The sequence below is a fragment of the Streptomyces cirratus genome (assembly GCF_014650775.1).
Lineage (GTDB): Bacteria > Actinomycetota > Actinomycetes > Streptomycetales > Streptomycetaceae > Streptomyces > Streptomyces cirratus.
In genome coordinates this window covers 579061-597439 of the sequence record NZ_BMVP01000002.1, presented here as the reverse complement: position 1 = coordinate 597439, position 18379 = coordinate 579061, and the positions used below count along the sequence as shown (strand labels likewise).

Annotated in this window: 13 protein-coding genes; all 13 read right to left on the bottom strand. The window is 69.2% G+C overall.

What is annotated here, in order from left to right:
- Positions 1-258 precede the first annotated feature (258 nt).
- The 13 genes from IE207_RS07735 to IE207_RS07675 all read right to left on the bottom strand — a co-directional run bounded on the left by IE207_RS07735 (position 259) and on the right by IE207_RS07675 (position 18241).
- Entirely contained in the window at positions 259-1371 is a 1113-nt protein-coding gene (locus IE207_RS07735; RefSeq protein WP_190183267.1) for an ABC transporter ATP-binding protein, read from the bottom strand.
- Entirely contained in the window at positions 1364-2347 is a 984-nt protein-coding gene (locus IE207_RS07730; RefSeq protein ID WP_190183266.1) for an ABC transporter ATP-binding protein, read from the bottom strand. Before IE207_RS07730 ends, IE207_RS07735 begins: the two co-directional genes overlap by 8 nt.
- Positions 2348-2359: 12 nt before the next feature.
- Positions 2360-3361 (bottom strand): ABC transporter permease, encoded by a 1002-nt coding sequence (locus IE207_RS07725; protein ID WP_190183265.1) that lies wholly within the window; start codon positions 3359-3361, stop codon positions 2360-2362.
- Complete coding sequence (locus tag IE207_RS07720; protein WP_190183264.1) at positions 3354-4277, bottom strand: ABC transporter permease; 924 nt, start codon at positions 4275-4277, stop codon at positions 3354-3356. The genes IE207_RS07725 and IE207_RS07720 overlap by 8 nt, the downstream gene beginning before the upstream one ends.
- A gap of 30 nt (positions 4278-4307) precedes the next feature.
- The gene (locus IE207_RS07715) at positions 4308-5933 is read right to left on the bottom strand and encodes a peptide ABC transporter substrate-binding protein (protein WP_190183263.1); all 1626 of its coding nucleotides are present in this window, start codon (positions 5931-5933) and stop codon (positions 4308-4310) included.
- Between the two features lie 106 nt (positions 5934-6039).
- Positions 6040-6978 (bottom strand): GNAT family N-acetyltransferase, encoded by a 939-nt coding sequence (locus IE207_RS07710; protein WP_190183262.1) that lies wholly within the window; start codon positions 6976-6978, stop codon positions 6040-6042.
- Positions 6979-7106: 128 nt separating this feature from the next.
- Complete coding sequence (locus tag IE207_RS07705; RefSeq protein ID WP_190183261.1) at positions 7107-8252, bottom strand: ABC transporter ATP-binding protein; 1146 nt, start codon at positions 8250-8252, stop codon at positions 7107-7109.
- A complete protein-coding gene (locus IE207_RS07700; protein WP_190183260.1) occupies positions 8245-9300 on the bottom strand; it encodes an ABC transporter ATP-binding protein in 1056 nt (351 codons plus the stop codon). Before IE207_RS07700 ends, IE207_RS07705 begins: the two co-directional genes overlap by 8 nt.
- Positions 9301-9317: 17 nt before the next feature.
- Positions 9318-10238 carry an ABC transporter permease gene (locus IE207_RS07695; protein WP_190183259.1) on the bottom strand — a complete coding sequence of 307 codons (921 nt, stop codon included), beginning with the start codon at positions 10236-10238 and terminating at the stop codon, positions 9318-9320.
- Positions 10239-10269: 31 nt separating this feature from the next.
- On the bottom strand, positions 10270-11193 hold the full coding sequence (locus tag IE207_RS07690) for an ABC transporter permease (protein WP_229873448.1): 924 nt from the start codon (positions 11191-11193) through the stop codon (positions 10270-10272).
- A 170-nt stretch (positions 11194-11363) separates the two neighbouring features.
- A complete protein-coding gene (locus tag IE207_RS07685; protein ID WP_190183258.1) occupies positions 11364-13007 on the bottom strand; it encodes a peptide ABC transporter substrate-binding protein in 1644 nt (547 codons plus the stop codon).
- Between the two features lie 436 nt (positions 13008-13443).
- Positions 13444-15348: a translational GTPase TypA gene (gene typA, locus IE207_RS07680; RefSeq protein ID WP_190183257.1), complete on the bottom strand. Its 1905-nt coding sequence runs from the start codon at positions 15346-15348 to the stop codon at positions 13444-13446.
- 421 nt (positions 15349-15769) lie between these two features.
- Positions 15770-18241: an ABC transporter family substrate-binding protein gene (locus IE207_RS07675; protein ID WP_190183256.1), complete on the bottom strand. Its 2472-nt coding sequence runs from the start codon at positions 18239-18241 to the stop codon at positions 15770-15772.
- Positions 18242-18379 lie beyond the last annotated feature (138 nt).

Sequence of the window (18379 nt, the reverse complement as noted above, 5' to 3'; positions counted from 1 at the left end):
GATCATAACTTTCCGTACCAGCGCATCGATCGAATTCCGGCAGCACGAAGGGCGCACGCCGCGCACGGGCGGGGGCACGGGGAGGCCGGCCGGGGAGGCCGTACGCCCGCCCGGCCGGCTGTGGGCACCCGCACGGCCGCACGCGCACCAGGCTGCCGGGCCGATATCTCGGGGCAGATACGGTCAAGTTGCCTCGACGTAAACGGAGTTGTGGCAACCGCAGAGATATTCGGACGTACGCTCGGGGGTGGCCTGAAATCATCGGTCCCCCGGAGGCCGCTCCTCCCCCGGGAGGCCCGTCGGCGGCGCGGCCGGCGGCGGCGCGGCCGGCGGCGGACTCGGCGGCGGGGCCGTCACCGGCACCACCCTTTTCTCCGCCGCGAAGTGACAGGCCGACGGATGCGCCCTGGGCCCGGACGGGAACCATTGGGGCACCGCGAGCGGCGGCACCTCCACGGCGCACCGCTCCTGGGCCTTCCAGCAGCGCGTGCGGAAGCGGCACCCCGACGGAGGGTTGGCCGGGGACGGGACGTCACCGCTCAGGATGATCCGCTCGCGGATCGCCCGGGCGCGGGGGTCGGGCACGGGCACGGCCGACAGCAGCGCCTGGGTGTAGGGGTGGGTGGGGTGCTCGTAGATCTCGGTGTCGGTGCCGGTCTCGACGATGCGGCCCAGGTACATCACGCCGACCCGGTCGGAGATGTGCCGCACGATCGAGAGGTCGTGCGCGATGAACACGTAGGACAGGCTGAACTCGTCCTGGAGGCGCTCCAGCAGGTTGACGACCTGCGCCTGGACCGAGACGTCCAGCGCGGAGACCGGCTCGTCCGCGACGATGACCTCCGGCCGCAGGGCCAGCCCCCGGGCGATGCCGATGCGCTGGCGCTGGCCGCCGGAGAACTGGTGCGGGTACCGGTTGATGTACTCGGGGTTCAGCCCGACCACGTCGAGGAGTTCCTGCACCTTGCGGCGCCGGTCGCCCTTGGGGGCCACCTCGGGGTGGATCTCGTACGGCTCGCCGATGATGTCGCCGACCGTCATGCGCGGGTTCAGCGAGGTGTACGGGTCCTGGAAGACCATCTGGATGTTGCGGCGCACCGCCTTGAGGGCCCGGGCCGGGAGCCGGGTGATGTCCTCGCCCTTGTACGAGATCGTCCCGGACGTCGGCCGCTCCAGGTTGACCAGCATCTTGGCGACGGTGGACTTGCCACAGCCCGACTCGCCGACGATGCCGAGGGTCTCGCCCTGGTGCAGGCCGAAGGAGACCCCGTCGACCGCCCTGACCGCGCCGATCTGCCGCTTGAAGAGGATGCCCTGGGTCAGCGGGTAGTGCTTGACCAGCTCCTTCACCTCCAGGATCGGCTCAGGCATGCAGGCATTCCTTCCAGAAGTGGCAGGCGGTGGTGCGCGGCACCGGCGACTCGGTCACCTCGTACAGCGGCGGGACGTCGGTGCGGCAGACGGGCTGCGCCATGGGGCAGCGCGGGTTGAACGCGCAGCCCGGCGGGATGTGCAGCAGGTTGGGCGGCAGCCCCTTGATGGCGTACAGCTCCTGGCCCTTCTGGTCCAGGCGCGGGATCGAGTCCAGCAGCCCCCGGGTGTACGGGTGCGCGGGGGCGGCGTAGATCTCGTGCACGGGAGCGGACTCGACGATCCGGCCGGCGTACATGACGGCGATCTTGTCGGCGACGTCGGCGACGACTCCGAGGTCGTGGGTGATCAGGATGAGCCCCATGTTCAGTTCGCGCTGGAGCTCCGCGAGCAGGTCCATGACCTGGGCCTGGACCGTGACGTCCAGGGCGGTGGTGGGCTCGTCGGCGATGATCAGCGAGGGTTCCAGCGCCAGCGCCATGGCGATCATGATGCGCTGGCGCATACCGCCGGAGAACTGGTGCGGGTAGTCCCCCACGCGCTGCCTGGCCGCCGGGATCTTCACCCGGTCCATCAGCTCGACCGCCTTGGCCCTGGCGACCTTGCGGGACAGGCCCCGGTGCACCTCGTACATCTCGCCCAGCTGGGCGCCGACGCTCAGTACGGGGTTCAGGGAGGAGAGGGCGTCCTGGAAGATCATGGCCATTTCGGCCCCGCGGATCCTGCGGCGCTCCTCCTCCCGCATCGTGAGCAGGTCCTTGCCCTTGAACAGGATCTCGCCGCCCGCGATCCGGCCCGGCGGCATGTCGAGGATCCCCATCACGGCCTGCGCGGTCACCGATTTGCCGGAGCCGGACTCGCCGAGCACGGCGAGGGTCTCGCCCGCGTCCACCGAGTAGTCGACGCCGTTGACGGCCTTGGCGACCCCGTCGCGGGTCGTGAACTCCACGTGCAGGTCGCGCACTTCGAGCAGCATGGGCGGGGCTCCTCAGCGCAGCTTGGGGTCGAGGGCGTCGCGCACCGCGTCGCCGAGCATGATGAAGGCCAGCACGGTCAGGCTCAGCGCTCCCGCCGGGTAGAGCAGCATGTGCGGGGCGTTGCGGATCTGCGAGGCGGCGTTGGAGATGTCGATGCCCCAGGAGACGGTCGGCGGGCGCAGGCCCACCCCGAGGAACGACAGGGTGGCCTCCAGGGCGATGTAGGTGCCCAGGGCGATGGTGGCGACGACGATGACGGGGGCGACGGCGTTGGGCGCGACGTGCCGCAGCAGCAGCCGCGTGTTGCCGGCGCCGAGGGCCCGGGCGGCCTGGACGTAGTCGTTCTGCTTGGCCGTGATCACCGATCCGCGGGCGATGCGGGCGAGCTGTGGCCAGCCGAGCAGCACGATGAATCCGACGACGGGCCACACGGTGGTGCTGGTGACGACGGACAGGAAGACCAGGCCGCCGAGGACGACGGGGATGCCGAAGAAGATGTCGGCGATCCGGGAGAGCAGCGCGTCGCCCCAGTGGCCGAAGAACCCGGCCAGCCCGCCGAGCGCGGAGCCGAGCAGGGCGGCGCCGAGGGTGGCGCAGACGCCGACGGTGATGGAGGCGCGGGCCCCGTAGACGGTGCGCGTGTACACGTCGCAGCCCTGCGTGTCGTAGCCGAAGGGGTGCCCCGGCGCGGAGCCCTGCTGCGACTTGGACAGGTCGCAGTGCAGCGGGTCGCCGCTCGCGATGAGCTGCGGCCAGATCGCGATGAGGACGAGGAAGAGGATCAGCAGCGAGGAGACGATGAAGACGGGGTTGCGGCGCAGCTGGTGCCAGGCGTCGGACCACAGCGAACGGGCCTTCTCGGCCGGGCCCGTCGGCTCGTCGCCCAGCACCTTCTCCAGACTTTCGGCCTCGTCCAGCGCGAGGTCCATGGGGCCGCCCTGGCCGGTGGGTGCGATGGCCTCTCCCTCTCCGGGTTGCAGCGGGTCGTAGGCGGGCTCGTCGCGCTCAGGCATAGCGGATCCTCGGGTCCAGGACCGCGTAGAGCAGGTCGACGAGCAGGTTGGCCAGCAGGAAGACGATGACGAGGATCGTCACGAAGCCGACCACCGTCGGGGAGTTGTTGCGCAGGATGCCCTGGTACAGCTGGTAGCCGACGCCGTGGATGTTGAAGATCCGCTCGGTGACGATGGCGCCGCCCATCAGGGCGCCGATGTCGGTGCCGATGAAGGTGACGACGGGGATGAGCGAGTTGCGCAGCAGGTGCCGGGTGACGACGCGGCGGCGCGGGAGGCCCTTGGCGACGGCGGTGCGGACGTAGTCGGCCTTGACGTTCTCGGCGATGGAGGTGCGCGAGAGCCGGGTGACGTAGGCGAGGGAGACGAGCGCGAGGACGATGCCGGGCAGGATCAGCTCGTTGAAGGGGGCGTCCGGGGAGACCGTGGGCCGTACCCAGCCCCATTTGACGCCGAAGAGGTACTGGAGGAGGTAGCCCGTCACGAAGGTGGGCACGGAGATCACGATCAGGGTGAGCACCAGCAGGCTGGTGTCGACGGACTTGCCGCGGCGCAGTCCGCTGACCACGCCGAGGGTGATCCCGACGACGACCTCGATGACGACAGCGACGATGGTCAGGCGCAGGGTGACGGGGAAGGCGGTGGCCATCAGGTCGGTGACGCTCTGGCCGTTGAAGGCGGTGCCGAAGTCGCCCTGGAAGATCTGTCCCATGTAGTGGACGTACTGCTTCCACAGGGGCTGGTCGAGGTAGAGGTCCTTGCGGATGCGGGCGGCGGTCGCGGGGTCGGGCGCCTTGTCGCCGAAGAGGGCCGCGACGGGGTCACCGAGCGCGTACACCATGAAGAAGATCAGGAACGTGCTGCCGATGAACACCGGGATCATCTGGAGCAGCCGCCGGATCACATAACGTCCCATGGACTGCTCCAGGTTCGATCCGAAGGCGGGTCAGCTGACCTTGATCTCGTTGTAGACCGGCACGCTGAACTGGTTGAGGGTGACGTCGGAGATCCGCTCCGAGTGCCCGGCGCTGCCGTTCTGGTACCAGAGCGGGATGGAGGGCATCTGTTCGGCGAGGATCTTCTCCGCGTCCTGGAACTTGCCGATCGCCTTGGCGGAGTCGCTCTCCTGGTTGGCCTCGTCGATGAGCTTGTCGAACTCCGGGTTGCTGAACTTGCCGTAGTTCGAGGAGGCACCGGTGTAGTACAGCGGCTCCAGGAAGTTCTGGATCAGCGGGTAGTCGGCCTGCCAGCCGGAGCGGAAGGGGCCGGTGAGCTTGTAGGCGCTCTGCTGGTTGCGGAAGTCGGCGAAGGTGCCGACCGGGTTGACGGTGCAGACCGGGCCTTCGCCGAGGGCGTTGTTGATGCTGTTGCAGACGGCGTCCATCCACTCGCGGTGCGAGCCGGTGTCGACGTTGGAAGTCAGCGTGATCTTGCCGCCGGGCACCCCGCCGGCGTCCTGGATCATCTTCTTCGCCGCCGCGGGGTCGTAGGTGCACAGGTCGCCGCAGACGTCCTTGAAGCCGCCCTTGTCGCCGAGGGCCGGGGAGGTCCAGTCCTTGGCGGGGGTGCGGGTCTCGCGGAAGATCTGCCGGGTGATCTCGTCGCGGTTGATGGCGCGCGAGATGCCCTGGCGGACCTTCTCCATCCCGGCCTTGCCCCAGTTCGCGTCGTACAGGGGGAAGGTGAGGGTCTGGATGATGAGGGCCGGCTGGTTGATGTAGCGGTCCCCGAGGTCGTTCTTGACGTTCTTGAGCTGCTGCGCGGGCACGTCGTCCACGAGGTCGAGGTTGCCGGAGATCAGGTCCGTGTAGGCGGTGTTGTTGTCCGTGTAGACCTTGAGGTCCACACCGCCGTTCTGTGCCTTGTCCGGACCGGGGTAGCCGTCCCACTTGCGCAGCTTCATCCCGGTGCCCTTGGTGTAGGAGTCCACCGTGTACGGGCCGTTGCCCACGGGCTTGTTCAGCCAGCCGGCGTGGTCGGTGAAGAAGGACTTGGGCAGCGGGGAGAAGGCCTGGTAGCCGAGGGTCTCGGGCCAGGTGGAGAACTTCGCCTTCAAGGCGACCGTGAAGGTCTTGGGGTCCTTGACGACCAGCCCGGACATCGTCTTCGCCTTCGGTTCGCCGGAGGCGGGGTGCAGGTCGGCGTATCCGACGATGTCGGCGAAGAAGGGCGCGTTGTTCTGTTTGTTGCGCACGTCCGCCGCATAGTTCCACGCGTCCACGAACGACTGGGCGGTGACCGGCTCGTCGTTGCTGAACTTCCAGCCGTCCTTCAAGGTGATCGTGAAGTGCTGGCTGTCCGTCGTGTCGATCTTGTCGGCCAGCATGTTGACGGCCTCGCCGGTCTTCGGGTCGTACCGCTTGAGGCCCCGGAAGAGCATGTCGAGCACCTTGCCGCCCTGCACCTCGTTGGTGTTGGCCGGCTCCAGCGGGTTCTGCGGGTCACCCCAGGAGGAGCTGACGATGCCGGCGTCGCCGCCCCCGCCGCTGTCGCTCCCACCGCCGCAGGCCGTCGCCGCGAGGGCGACGGCCGCCGCACATGCGGCCCACTTGGCGTGGGTGGCTCCGCGCATGGAGTGCCTCCTAGGTCCCAAGATTCACGTAGGCCCCAATGTCACCCCAGGGTGGAGCCCTGTGCACTCATGGTTGGACCGATTGCACCCGGGCGATACGCGCGCGTCACCCCTGTGGGTGCAAACGGAGCTCCCACGTGTCGACGGCGTAGTGCAGCCGCATGCCGTGCGCCTCGTAGAGCGCCAAAGCGCCGGTTTCGTTGCCGGTGTCGACGCCGAGGCCTACGGTGTCCCGCCCGCGCGCGGCGTAGGCGGCGAAGCCGTGGCGCAGCAGGAACCCGCCGATGCCCCGCCCGCGCACGTCCTCGCGTACGCCGAGGTGGCTGATCCAGCCCATGCTGGTGTGGTCGTCGCGGGTGAGGAGGACGGCTACGTCGCCCAGCGCGGGCAGGGTCGCGATCCAGACCAGGGTCCAGTCCAGGTTCCGGGCGTCGAGGTGGTCCAGCCAGGGCTCGTACGCCCGCTCCACGTGCCCGAAGTGCGCGGCGAAGGTCTCCTCCACCAGGGCGTGCGCCCGCCGGCGGTCGGCCTCGTCCGTACCGCAGTGGCGCAGCGCCAGCCCGGCCGGGGGCCGCGGCGCCGGTTCCCCGGCCCGGGCCGGCGGGCGGGTCATGACCTGGTGGCGGCGCACGGTGCGGTAGCCGCGCCGGGCGAGGACGCCGGGGTGCAGGGTGGGTTCCACGTTCAACTGGAGTCGCAGTACGGCGGCCCGGTCGGGGCCTGCCATCCGCCGGGCCCGGACCTCCATGAGCTCCAGCAGCCGCACGGCCGCCCCCGTGTGGCCGGGCAGGACGTAGTGGTCGCCTTCGACCCGGCCCGGCCCGGAGTCGGCCCAGAGCAGTGCGTAGGCGACGGGCCGGCCGCCCTGGAGGGCGAGCCAGGAGTCGGTGGCGAGGTGTACCCGGGGGTGGTGGAGGTCGGCCTCGACACTGCCGAGGTCCGTCTCCGGTCTGCCGATCTCGATCACGTCGACGGCGTTGAGCAGCGCGCAGATGTCGGCGGCGTCCCCCGGCCCGGCGGGGCGGACGGTCAGCGTGTCGGTCATCCGGACACTCTCGGCCGGGGCCCGGCGCGTCCGCAAGCGCCTTCGCCCCCGCCGGGCGCACGACGGGGCGCGCCCGGCGCCGGAGGGATCCGGTGCCGGGCGCGCCCGGGAAACGTGGCCTCGCGGGATCAGACGGCCAGGACGGCCTTCTCCTCCGCGAAGTGGCAGGCCGACTCGTGTGCGGCCGGGCTGTCCACGCTCTTGAAGCGCTGCGGGATCGCCAGCAGCGGCTCCTCGGTGGCGCACTTGTCCTCGGCCTTCCAGCAGCGGGTGCGGAAGCGGCAGCCCGACGGCGGGTTGGCCGGGGACGGGACGTCGCCGGTGAGGATGATCCGCTCGCGGCCCTCGCGGGCCTCCGGGTCGGGGACCGGGACGGCCGACAGCAGCGCCTGCGTGTACGGGTGCGTCGGGTGGTCGTAGATCTGGGTGTCCGTGCCGATCTCGGCCATCTTGCCCAGGTACATGACGCCGACGCGGTCCGAGATGTGCCGGACGATCGACAGGTCGTGCGCGATGAAGATGTAGGAGAGGTTGAACTCGTCCTGCAGCTTCGCCATCAGGTTGATGACCTGCGCCTGCACCGACACGTCGAGCGCGGAGACCGGCTCGTCGCAGATGATGATCTCCGGGTTGAGCGCGAGGCCGCGGGCGATGCCGATGCGCTGGCGCTGGCCGCCGGAGAACTGGTGCGGGTACCGGTTGATGTACTCGGGGTTCAGGCCCACGACGTCCAGGAGCTCCTGGACCTTGCGGCGCCGGTCGCCCTTGGGGGCCACCTCGGGGTGGATCTCGTACGGCTCGCCGATGATGTCGCCGACCGTCATGCGCGGGTTCAGCGAGGTGTACGGGTCCTGGAACACCATCTGGATGTTGCGGCGGACGGCCTTGAGGGCCTTGCCCGACAGCTTGGTGATGTCCGTGCCCTTGTAGAAGACCTCGCCCGACGTCGCCGTCTCCAGCAGCATCAGCAGCTTGGCGACGGTCGACTTGCCACAGCCCGACTCGCCGACGATGCCGAGGGTCTCGCCCTGGTGCAGGTCGAAGGAGACCCCGTCGACCGCGCGGACGGCGCCGATCTGCTTCTTGAAGAGGATGCCCTGGGTCAGCGGGAAGTGCTTGACCAGGTTGCGCACCTGGAGGATCGGCTCGCCGCGGTCGACGGGCGCCTCGATGGCGGCCAGGGCCGCCGTCTCGCTCGCCGCGTCGACGACCTCGACCTCGCTGATACCGGGGGTCGCGTCCACGGCGTCATCCTTCTTGTCCAACTCAGCCATGGAGCTGCTCCTCCCGGAAGTGGCAGGCGCTTCCGCGACCGGCCAGTTCGGTGCCGTCCCGCTCGGTCACCGGCAGCAGGGCCGGGACCTCGGTGCGGCAGATGTCCTGCGCCTTCGGGCAGCGCGGGTTGAAGGCGCAGCCGGAGGGGGTCTTGAGCAGGTTGGGCGGCAGACCCTTGATCGCGTAGAGCTCCTGGCCCTTCTGGTCCAGGCGCGGGATCGAGTCCAGCAGCCCTCGGGTGTACGGGTGCGCGGGGCGCTTGTACAGCTCGTGGATCGGAGCCTGCTCGACGATGCGGCCCGCGTACATCACGGCGATCTTGTCCGCCACGTCGGCGACGACACCGAGGTCGTGGGTGATCAGGATCAGACCCATGTTGTACTCGCGCTGCAGGTCCGCCAGCAGGTCCATGACCTGGGCCTGGACCGTCACGTCGAGCGCCGTGGTGGGCTCGTCCGCGATGATCAGGTCCGGCTCCAGGGCGAGCGCCATGGCGATCATGATGCGCTGGCGCATGCCGCCCGAGAACTGGTGCGGGTAGTCGTTGACCCGGCTGCGGGCAGCCGGGATCTTCACCCGTTCCATCAGCTCGATGGACTTGGCCTTGGCGTCCTTCTTCGACATGCCCTGGTGGACGCGGAACATCTCGCCCAGCTGGTTGCCGACGGAGAAGACCGGGTTGAGCGCCGACAGCGCGTCCTGGAAGATCATCGCCATCTTGGGGCCGCGCAGCTTGCGCCGCTCGCTCTCCGGGAGCTGGAGGATGTCCCGCCCCTGGAAGAGGATCTCTCCCTTGGAGACCCGCCCGGGGGGCGAGTCGAGGATGCCCATGATCGCCTGCGCGGTCACGGACTTGCCCGAGCCGGACTCGCCGAGCACGGCCAGCGTCTCACCGGAGGACACGCTGTAGTTGACGCCGTTGACGGCCTTGACGACGCCTTCGCGGGTCTTGAACTCGACGTGCAGGTCGCGCACTTCGAGTACGGGACCCTCGGCGCCCTCACCCCTCTGGCGGGGCACTTCTGCGGTGATGCTTGAAGTAGTCATGTGATGGTGCCGCCCTTCTAGCGCAGCTTCGGGTCAAGGGCGTCGCGGAGCCCGTCACCGACGAAAACGAAGCCGAGAACCGTCAGCACGATCGCGATGCTGGGGTACGTCCAGAGGTAGTCCTTGACGCCCATGAAGTCCTTGGCGGCGGCGAGCATGTTGCCCCACTCCGGGACCTCCGGGCTCACGCCCACGCCCAGGAAGGACAGCGAGGCCTCGGCCACGATGGCGCCACCGACGTTGAAGGCGGCGTAGGCCATCACGGCGGCGATGGAGTTGGGGAGGATGTGACGCAGGATGATCCGGCGGGTGTTGGCGCCCAGGGCGCGCGCCGCCAGCACGTAGTCGGCCTCGCGGACCGACAGGATCGAACTGCGCAGCAGTCGCGAGACCGTCGGCCAGGAGAACACGGCCAGCGAGATGATCACCGGGGTCACTCCGCGGCCCATCACGATGATGATCACGATGGCGCCGATGAGCAGCGGGAAGGCGAAGAAGACGTCGGCGATGCGCATCAGCACCGAGTCGGTGCCGCGGCCGAAGTAACCGGCCAGCGCACCGACGGCGATGCCGATGACACAGGCCAGGAAGATCGAGGCGAGACCGACGACGACGGCGATGCGGCTGCCGTAGAGGATGCGCGAGAGCTGGTCGCGGCCGAGCGCGTCCGTTCCGAGCAGGTGGTCGCCTCCCGGGCCCTGCAGCGTGTTGGTGAGGTCCTGGGCGTACGGGTCGTGCGGGGACAGCAGGGGCGCGAATATCGCGACCAGGAAGAGCAGCGCGACCAGCACGAGGCCGATGACTGCGAGCTTGTTGGCCAGGAAGCGGTGGCGGATCTCGCCCCACTGCGTGACGCGGGCGATCGCCGGCTCGGCGGGGGCTGCCGGCGCCGTTTGAGCGGGCCCCGCCCCAGCTGTGCTCTTGGTGAGCTCGGACATGGGTGTGACTCCTAGAACAGGCTGCCTGGAATCAGGCGAGACGGATGCGCGGGTCGAGGACCGCGTACAAGAGGTCGACGATCAGGTTGAGCAGAACGAACACGGCGACGCCGAAGCTCACCACGCCGATGATGATCGGGTTGTTCTGCTGCTGGACCGCTTGCACGAGCGCGAGTCCGATGCCGTCCCAGTTGAAGATCGCCTCGGTGATGAGCGCACCGCCGAGCAGCGTTCCGAACGAGATGCCGAGGTAGGTGACGACCGGGATGATCGAGTTGCGCATCACATGCTTGAAGAGCACCGTCCGCCGGGGCAGACCCTTGGCGATGGCCGTCTTGACGTAGTCGGCGCGCAGCACCTCCAGCATGGTGCCGCGCATGAGGCGTGCGACCAGCGCGGCGTCCAGGATCGCCAGGGTGAACGCGGGCAGGATCAGGGAGTTGACCGTTCCGTCGGAGATCAGGGGGAACCAGGGCAGCTCCACCACGAACGCCTTCTGCAGGACCATGCCGATGACGAAGGACGGGAAACCGACGGCCATCGTCGTGAGAAGCGTGATCAGCACGTCCCAGAACGAGTATCTGAACAGCGCCGCGACCAGGCCCGCCAGGAGGCCGATCACGATGTCGATGACGATGGCGGTGATGGCCAGCTCGGCGGTGTTGACGAGCTTGGGCTGCAAGATCTCCGTCACCGGGCGGCGCTGGGTGAAGTCCTCGCCGAGGTCTCCCTGGGCCAGGTTCTTCACGAAGTTCCCGTACTGGACGGGGAGCGGATCGTTGAGTCCGTAGCGCTCCCTGAGCTGTTCGACGACAGCCGGGTCGCGGGCCTTGTCACCGCCGAGCGACCCCACGGGGTCGCCGGGAAGGACGAACAGACAGCAGAAGAGCACGACCGTCGCACCGAAGAGGACGACCACCATCTGCCCGAGCCGGCGGATCACATATCTGCCCACGATGCCTCCTTCACATACTGAGCGTGGGAATGGGCGGCATCATCCGATCGGGAGAGGGGCCGCCGCCGGGCGCCGGTAGAGGGGTGCGCCCGTGACTGAACGAAGGCCGTGGAGAGAGGAAGTACTCCGTCCCCACGGCCTTCGCTTACCTGCTGTGTGTGGAGGGGCCGCTACTTGAGCGAGATCTCCGCGAGGGTCGGGTCCTCGTAGAAGTCCATCTTGATGTCCTTGAACTTCTTGCTGTTGACCAGGCGGTACTGGGTGCGCTGCCACAGCGGGATGACGCCCTGGTCGGTGTCGACCGCGAGCTTCTCGGCCTGCTTGTACAGCGCGGCGCGCGCGGCGTCGTCCTTCGTGGCCTTGGCCGTGACGAGCAGCTTGTCGAACTCCGGGTTGGAGTAACGGCCGCGGTTGTCGCCCTGCGCCTTGCCCGTCGCCGGGTCCTCACCGATGCCGGTGGTGCTCAGCAGCGGGGTCATGAAGTTGTCCGCGGTCGGGTAGTCGGCGGTCCACGCCTGACGCCACAGACCGGAGGTCGCCTTGTCCTGCTGGGTGGCCAGCGCCTCCTTGAACGGCTTGCCGTCCAGCTTGACGTCGAGACCGAGGACGTCCTTGAGCTGCTGCGCGACGGCCTGGACCCACTCTTCGTGGCCGGCGCCGGTGTTGTAGCCGAAGTTGACGACGGTGCCCGGCTTGAGGCCGCCCTTCTCGGCGTACTCCTTGGCCTTCGCGACGTCCTGCTTGACGCAGGAGGTGCAGACACCGGCCTGGTAGACGTCGGCGAACGACGGCGGCAGGAAGGCCGAAGCCGGCTTCTGCAGACCCTGGAAGACGCCCTTGACGATCGCCTCGCGGTCGATCGCGTACGAGATCGCCTTGCGGGCGTCCGCGTTGTTGAACGGCGCGTTCTGGTTGAAGATGTTCAGGTAGTTGATGCCGGAGAAGTCACCGGAGATCCACTCGCCCTGCGGGTCGTACTTGGCCTTGGCCGCGGTCAGCTGCGGCGTGGGCATACGGGCGTAGTCGAACTGGCCCGACTGGAAGCCCTGGTACTCCAGCGTGGAGCCGTTGGCCGGGTTCAGGATCTTCGCCTCGACCTTGGCGAGGTGCGCCTTCTGCAGGCCGTAGTCGTCGTTGCGGACCAGCGTGATCGACGTGTTGTGCTGCCACGGGCTCGTCATCTTGAACGCGCCGTTGCCGATGGGCTGGTCGTTGAACGCCTTGTTGTCACCGGCGCCGGCCACCTTCGGCACGGGGCTGAAGACGGAGTGCGCGGTCTTCTTGACGAACTCGAAGTCCGGGATGGACAGCTCCACCTTGAGGGTGGTCGCGTCCACGGCCGTCAGGCCGGCGAACTTGTCGCTCTTGCCGCTGTGGAGGTCCTCGTAACCGGCGATGTCGGCCATGTGGTACGAGACGTCGGAGGCGGACGCCTTGGCGGAAACGCGGGTCCAGCCACGGACGAAGGACTCGGCGTCGACCGGCTCACCGTTGGTGAACTTGGTGCCGGCCTTGATCTTGAACGTCCAGGTCTTGCCGTCGTCGCTCGGCGTGCCGGACTCGGCCAGCTTCGGGATCAGCTTGCCGTCGGTGGACGTGTCGTACAGCCCGGTGAAGAGCGCGCGGGCGATGACGATGCCCTCCGACTCCTGTGCGTTCACGGGGTCGATGGCGGTCGGCTCGGTGATGCCGAAGCGGAACGTACCGCCCGCCGATCCACCGTCAGCCTTGTTGTCGCCACCGCCACATGCCGTGGCAGACATTGCCACGATGACGGCACCCACGACCCACTTGGCGCTCGTTGCTCCGCGCATGGGTAATTGCCTCCTCAGGAGTCACTGTCGATAGTGAAGGGCCGTCCCCCGCTGACACCCCTGACAGCGAAATCCGGTCCCATCGGTGTGCTCGTGAGTCGACGCTCCCCACAGCGTGTGACCCATTGACCCGAGCTCAATGGAGCAATCCTCGGCGACACCCAGACCGTAAACCACACTTACGTGGTCTCGTTTTCACAACATCACCGCATGGCGAAAACCCGAAATCCGGACAAACGGATAGGAGACAGACACGTGCGAAACGGACGGTTAGCTCACCTTCCGGTGCGTCACGGTCGGTATGCGGACGCCGGGACCGGCAAATCCGCTTGACAAAAGCGAACAGCCCCTCCCCTCACGGACATCGTGAGGGGAGGGGCCGGTCGACCGATCGGCTTTCAGCCGCCGCCGCAGCGGGACTCGGGCAATACGGTTGTCACTTACCGGACTTGGCGCGCGACGCGGAACGCGAGCGCTCCTTCTGGTCCAGGACGACCTTGCGGATGCGGACCGCCTCCGGGGTCACCTCGACGCACTCGTCGTCGCGGCAGAACTCCAGGGACTGCTCCAGGGAGAGCTTGCGGGGCGGCACCACGTTCTCGGTGTTGTCCGCGGAAGCCGCACGCATGTTGGTGAGCTTCTTCTCCTTGGTGATGTTCACGTCCATGTCGTCGGAGCGCGAGTTCTCACCGACGATCATGCCCTCGTACACCTCGGTGCCGGGCTCGGTGAACAGCACACCGCGCTCCTGGAGGTTGATCATCGCGAAGGGCGTGACCGCACCGGCGCGGTCGGCGACCAGGGAACCGTTGTTGCGGGTCACCAGCGGGCCGAACCACGGCTCGTGGCCCTCGTGGATCGAGTGGGCGATACCCGTACCGCGGGTGTTGGTCAGGAACTCCGTACGGAAGCCGATGAGGCCGCGCGACGGGACGACGAACTCCATGCGCACCCAGCCGGAGCCGTGGTTCGACATGTTGTCCATGCGGCCCTTGCGGATGCCCATGAGCTGCGTGACGGCGCCCATGTGCTCCTCGGGGACGTCGATCGTCATGCGCTCGACCGGCTCGTGCACCTTGCCGTCGATCTCCTGGGTGACGACCTGCGGCTTGCCGATGGTCAGCTCGAAGCCCTCGCGGCGCATCTGCTCGACCAGGATGGCGAGCGCGAGCTCACCGCGGCCCTGGACCTCCCAGGCGTCCGGGCGCTCGGTGTCGAGGACGCGGAGCGAGACGTTGCCGATGAGCTCGCGGTCCAGGCGGTCCTTCACCTGGCGGGCGGTGACCTTGCGGTCCTTGACGGCGGACTTGGCGTCCGCGCCCTTGCCCGTGCCGCCGCGGCCGACGAGCGGCGAGGTGTTGGTGCCGATGGTCATGGAGATGGCCGGCTCGTCCACCGAGATCAGCGGCAGCGCGATCGGGTTCTCCGGGTCGGCCAGGGTCTCGCCGATCATGATGTCGGGGATACCGGCGACGGCGCAGATGTCACCGGGGCCGGCGACCTCCGCCGGCTTGCGGGTGAGGGCCTCGGTCATCATCAGCTCGGTGATGCGGACGTTGGACATGGTGCCGTCACGCTTGATCCACGCGACGGTCTGGCCCTTGCGCAGCTCGCCCTGCTCGACGCGCAGGAGCGCGATGCGGCCGAGGAAGTTGTCGGCGTCCAGGTTGGTGACGTGGGCCTGGAGGGGGGCCTCCTCGTCGTACACCGGGGCCGGGACGTGCTCCAGGATGGTGGAGAAGAACGGCTCCAGGCTGTCGCTGTCGGCGGGGACGGTGCCGTCCTCCGGCTTGGTCAGCGAGGCGATGCCGTCACGGCCGCAGGCGTAGACGATCGGGAACTCGATCTGCTCCTCGGTCGCGTCCAGGTCCAGGAAGAGGTCGTACGTCTCGTTGACGACGTCGTCGATCCGGGAGTCCGGGCGGTCGGTCTTGTTGATGCAGAGGATGACCGGCATCTTCGCCTGGAGCGCCTTGCGGAGCACGAAGCGGGTCTGGGGCAGCGGGCCCTCGGAGGCGTCCACCAGCAGGACGACGGCGTCCACCATCGACAGACCGCGCTCGACCTCGCCACCGAAGTCGGCGTGGCCGGGGGTGTCGATGATGTTGATCGTGATGGGCGCCCCGCCGTCCTTGGGGTGGTACTTCACCGCCGTGTTCTTGGCGAGGATCGTGATGCCCTTCTCACGCTCCAGGTCGTTCGAGTCCATCATGCGGTCGTCGAGGTGCTGGTGGGCGGCGAAGGCACCGGCCTGCTTGAGCATGGCATCGACGATGGTCGTCTTGCCATGGTCGACGTGGGCGACGATGGCGACGTTACGGATGTCGTGGCGCGTGGGCACTTCGGCGCTTCTCCCGGGATCGTGGATGGCGGCGCGTACGGTCCGGCACGCGAGCCTTGAGCCGGGCGGAAACCTGCCACGGCCTTACCCCATCGTACGTCGAATGGCGGGAACCGCCTGCCGTGGGGTCTGTCAAGGGGCCGGACGACTGAGCGGGGCCGGGTCTGGAGTGGGGTGCCGCGGCCTTGGCAGTCGCCCGCTTCCACCTGGGATTCATGCGGGTCAACGGGTACTCACGACCTTGCCCGCCGGGGTGTCCGGCGGGCAAGGCAATTGAGTCACATCTGAGCTTGTGACCCGCGGGTCAACCCGCTCGGCACCTCTTTGTCACCACTTCTTCCCCGTGTGTGCTCCTGGGGGGCTTGCTCCTCACCGGGTTGCTCGTCGGCGGGTTGCCCGTCGGCGGGTTTTCGTTCCTCGCCTACTTCTTGTTCTTCCCGGCGGGCGCGTCCGGCTTCTTCCATCCGATGTCCTGGAAGCGGGGGGTGCCGAGACCGAAGGCGCCCGCGTTGACCAGGTTCGTCTTGACGGCCACCAGCTCCGGGCGCTGGTAGAGCGGGATGGATCCCGCGGCGGCCCAGATCCGGGCGTCCGCCTTGCGGATCAGTTCCCGGGACTGCTCCTCGTCCAGCTCGCCGAGCGCCTGGTCGAAGAGCTGGTCGATGTGGTCGGTGCCCACCCGGGTGTAGTTCTGCTCCACGAGCAGAGATCCGTCGGCGGCCGGCGCGGGCTTGGCGAAGATGGGCCGGGCGTCGGTGGCGGGGTAGGCGGTCGCGGGCCAGGAGTAGAGGGCCAGGTCGTACTGGCCCGAGGCGATGTGGTCCTTGAAGAAGCTCTCGTCGGCGACCTTGGTCAGCTCGGTCTGGATGCCGACCTTCTGGAGCATCTGGGAGATCCGCTCGCCCACCGTCCGCAGGGCCTCCGAGCCGGGGCCCGAAGGAAGCACGAACCGCAGGGTCAGCGGCTTGCCGTCCTTGGCGAGCGGGGCGCCCGCCCGGTTCTGCTTGGCCGGGGCCGCCGGAGCGGGGCTGGCCTTCGCCGGGGCCTGCGCGGGGTCCTTCGCGGCCGGGTCCTTCGCGGCCGGGTCCTTCGCGTCCGCTGGGTCCTTCGCCTCCGCGCCCTCCTCGCCGTCACGGGCCGCCGCGGCCCGCTTCGCGTCGTCGACGACCTTCGCCGCCTGCGCCAGCAGGGCCCGCTCCTGCTGGGCCGCGAGCGGGGCCGGGGCCAGCACCGGCGAGGGCCGGCCCGCTTCGGTGCCCGGCGCGGAGCGGTCCGCGTCGGCGAGCTCCCCGTCCGGGGCGTAGAGGCCCTCGGGCAGGCTCGCCTCGGCGGGCAGCATGCCCGCGCGCCGCAGGCCGCCGTGCATCAGGTGGTCGCCGGGGCTGCCCGCCCGGGCGCGGCCGGCGCCCGCGGGCTTGTCGTCGCCGTTGCGGTCGTCCTGGCCGACGATGTACAGGCCGTCGTTGCCGGTGCCCGGCCCGGCGGGGGTCTTGCCGTCGTCCTTCGCGGCCCCGTCCTCGCCCCCGGGGCCCGCCTTGGCCGCCGGCTCCTTGATCTTCCCGCCCCGGTGCCAGCCCGCGTCGGCGAGCAGCGCCTGCGCGGCCTGGGTGTCCTGGCCGCCGAGGGCGTCGCTGTTGTCGGCGTACGCGCGCTGCCCGGCCAGCGCCAGGTGGCTGCCGACGGGCTTCGCCGGCAGTCCGAGCGGCTTGAGCACGGTCTCGGCGAGGGCCTTGCGGTCGATGGCCCGGGCCACCGCGCGGCGGACCCGCTCGTCGGACAGGGGCCCGGAGGCTCCGTTCATGGCCAGCTGCGTGTAGGCCGGCTCCAGGGACTTGCGGACGGTGAAGGCGCGCAGGGCGGCCTGCTCGTCGGCGTACTTCTTGGCCGCGTCCGCGTTCCTGGCCCGGTTCTCCTGCTCCTCCCGGGCCCGGTTCTCGTCGGCGCCGTGGGCCACCGCCCAGGACAAGGTGGCCTCCGCCGCCGTCACCGAGGCTCCGGGCCCGTGGGCGCCGCCCGGGTCGCCCGCGTCCCGGTGGGCGAGCGCGATCCGGTCGGCGCCCGTGCGGTCGACCTCCGCCAGGTCGACCCGGCCCGCGGCGAGGGCGGCCGGGCGCTCGGCGCGGGGCACGGCGGTCAGGACGAGGCTGTCCAGCTTGGCCGGCCGGCCCCACCAGCGGGCGTTGCGGGTCAGCGCCGCGGTGCCGGTCTTCTTGTCGATGGTGCCGAGGTTGAAGGGTCCGGCGGTGACCTTGAGGGCGCCGCGCGCGCCTTCGTTGAAGGCCTCGGGGGTGCCGGTGACCTGCTTCGGGTAGAGCGGGCTGAACAGCGAGCGCCAGTCGGTGTACGGCTTGGCGAAGGTGACCTTCACCTCCAGGTCGGTCTTGCCTCGCTCGATCTTCTCGATCCGGTCGTAGCCCGCGTTGCGCGCGGTCCAGTACGCCGAGTCCTTGCCGTTCAGGGCCCGCCACTGGGCGACGAAGTCGGCTGCGCCGATCTCCCGGCCGTCGCTCCACACCGCCTGCTGGTTCAGCTTGTACAGGACGACCTGCTTGGGCTCCCGGGCGACGATCTCCGCCTTCTCCAGGTAGTCGGGATCGGCCACCGGCCGTCCCTTGTCGTCGAGCCTGAACAGCTGCGGCAGCACCGCCCCGGCGATCCGCGAGGTGGTGCCGTCGGCGTCGGCCTGGAAGGTGTTCAGGGTCTCCGGCAGCGTGTCGACGGCCCAGCGCAGCACGCCGCCGTCGGCGACCCGGTCGCGGGCCGTCGCGGCGATGTCCTGGCCGGCGGCGACCGGACCGCCCTCGTCTTCACCCGCGCCGCAGCCCGCGAGCAGCGGCAGTGCGAGGACTCCCGAGGTCAGGAGCGCCAAGGACCTGCGCCTTCTCTGGGTCATGGGTGGTACCTCCGGGGCGGGGCGTGGGTGAGCCTGAGCGTGGAGCTTGATCAATTTGGCGGTATATGGAGCTGATCACACTGCGTGCGAAACCCACTGAAATCGACGGCACTCCGGGTGCCCCGGAGGGGAACCGCG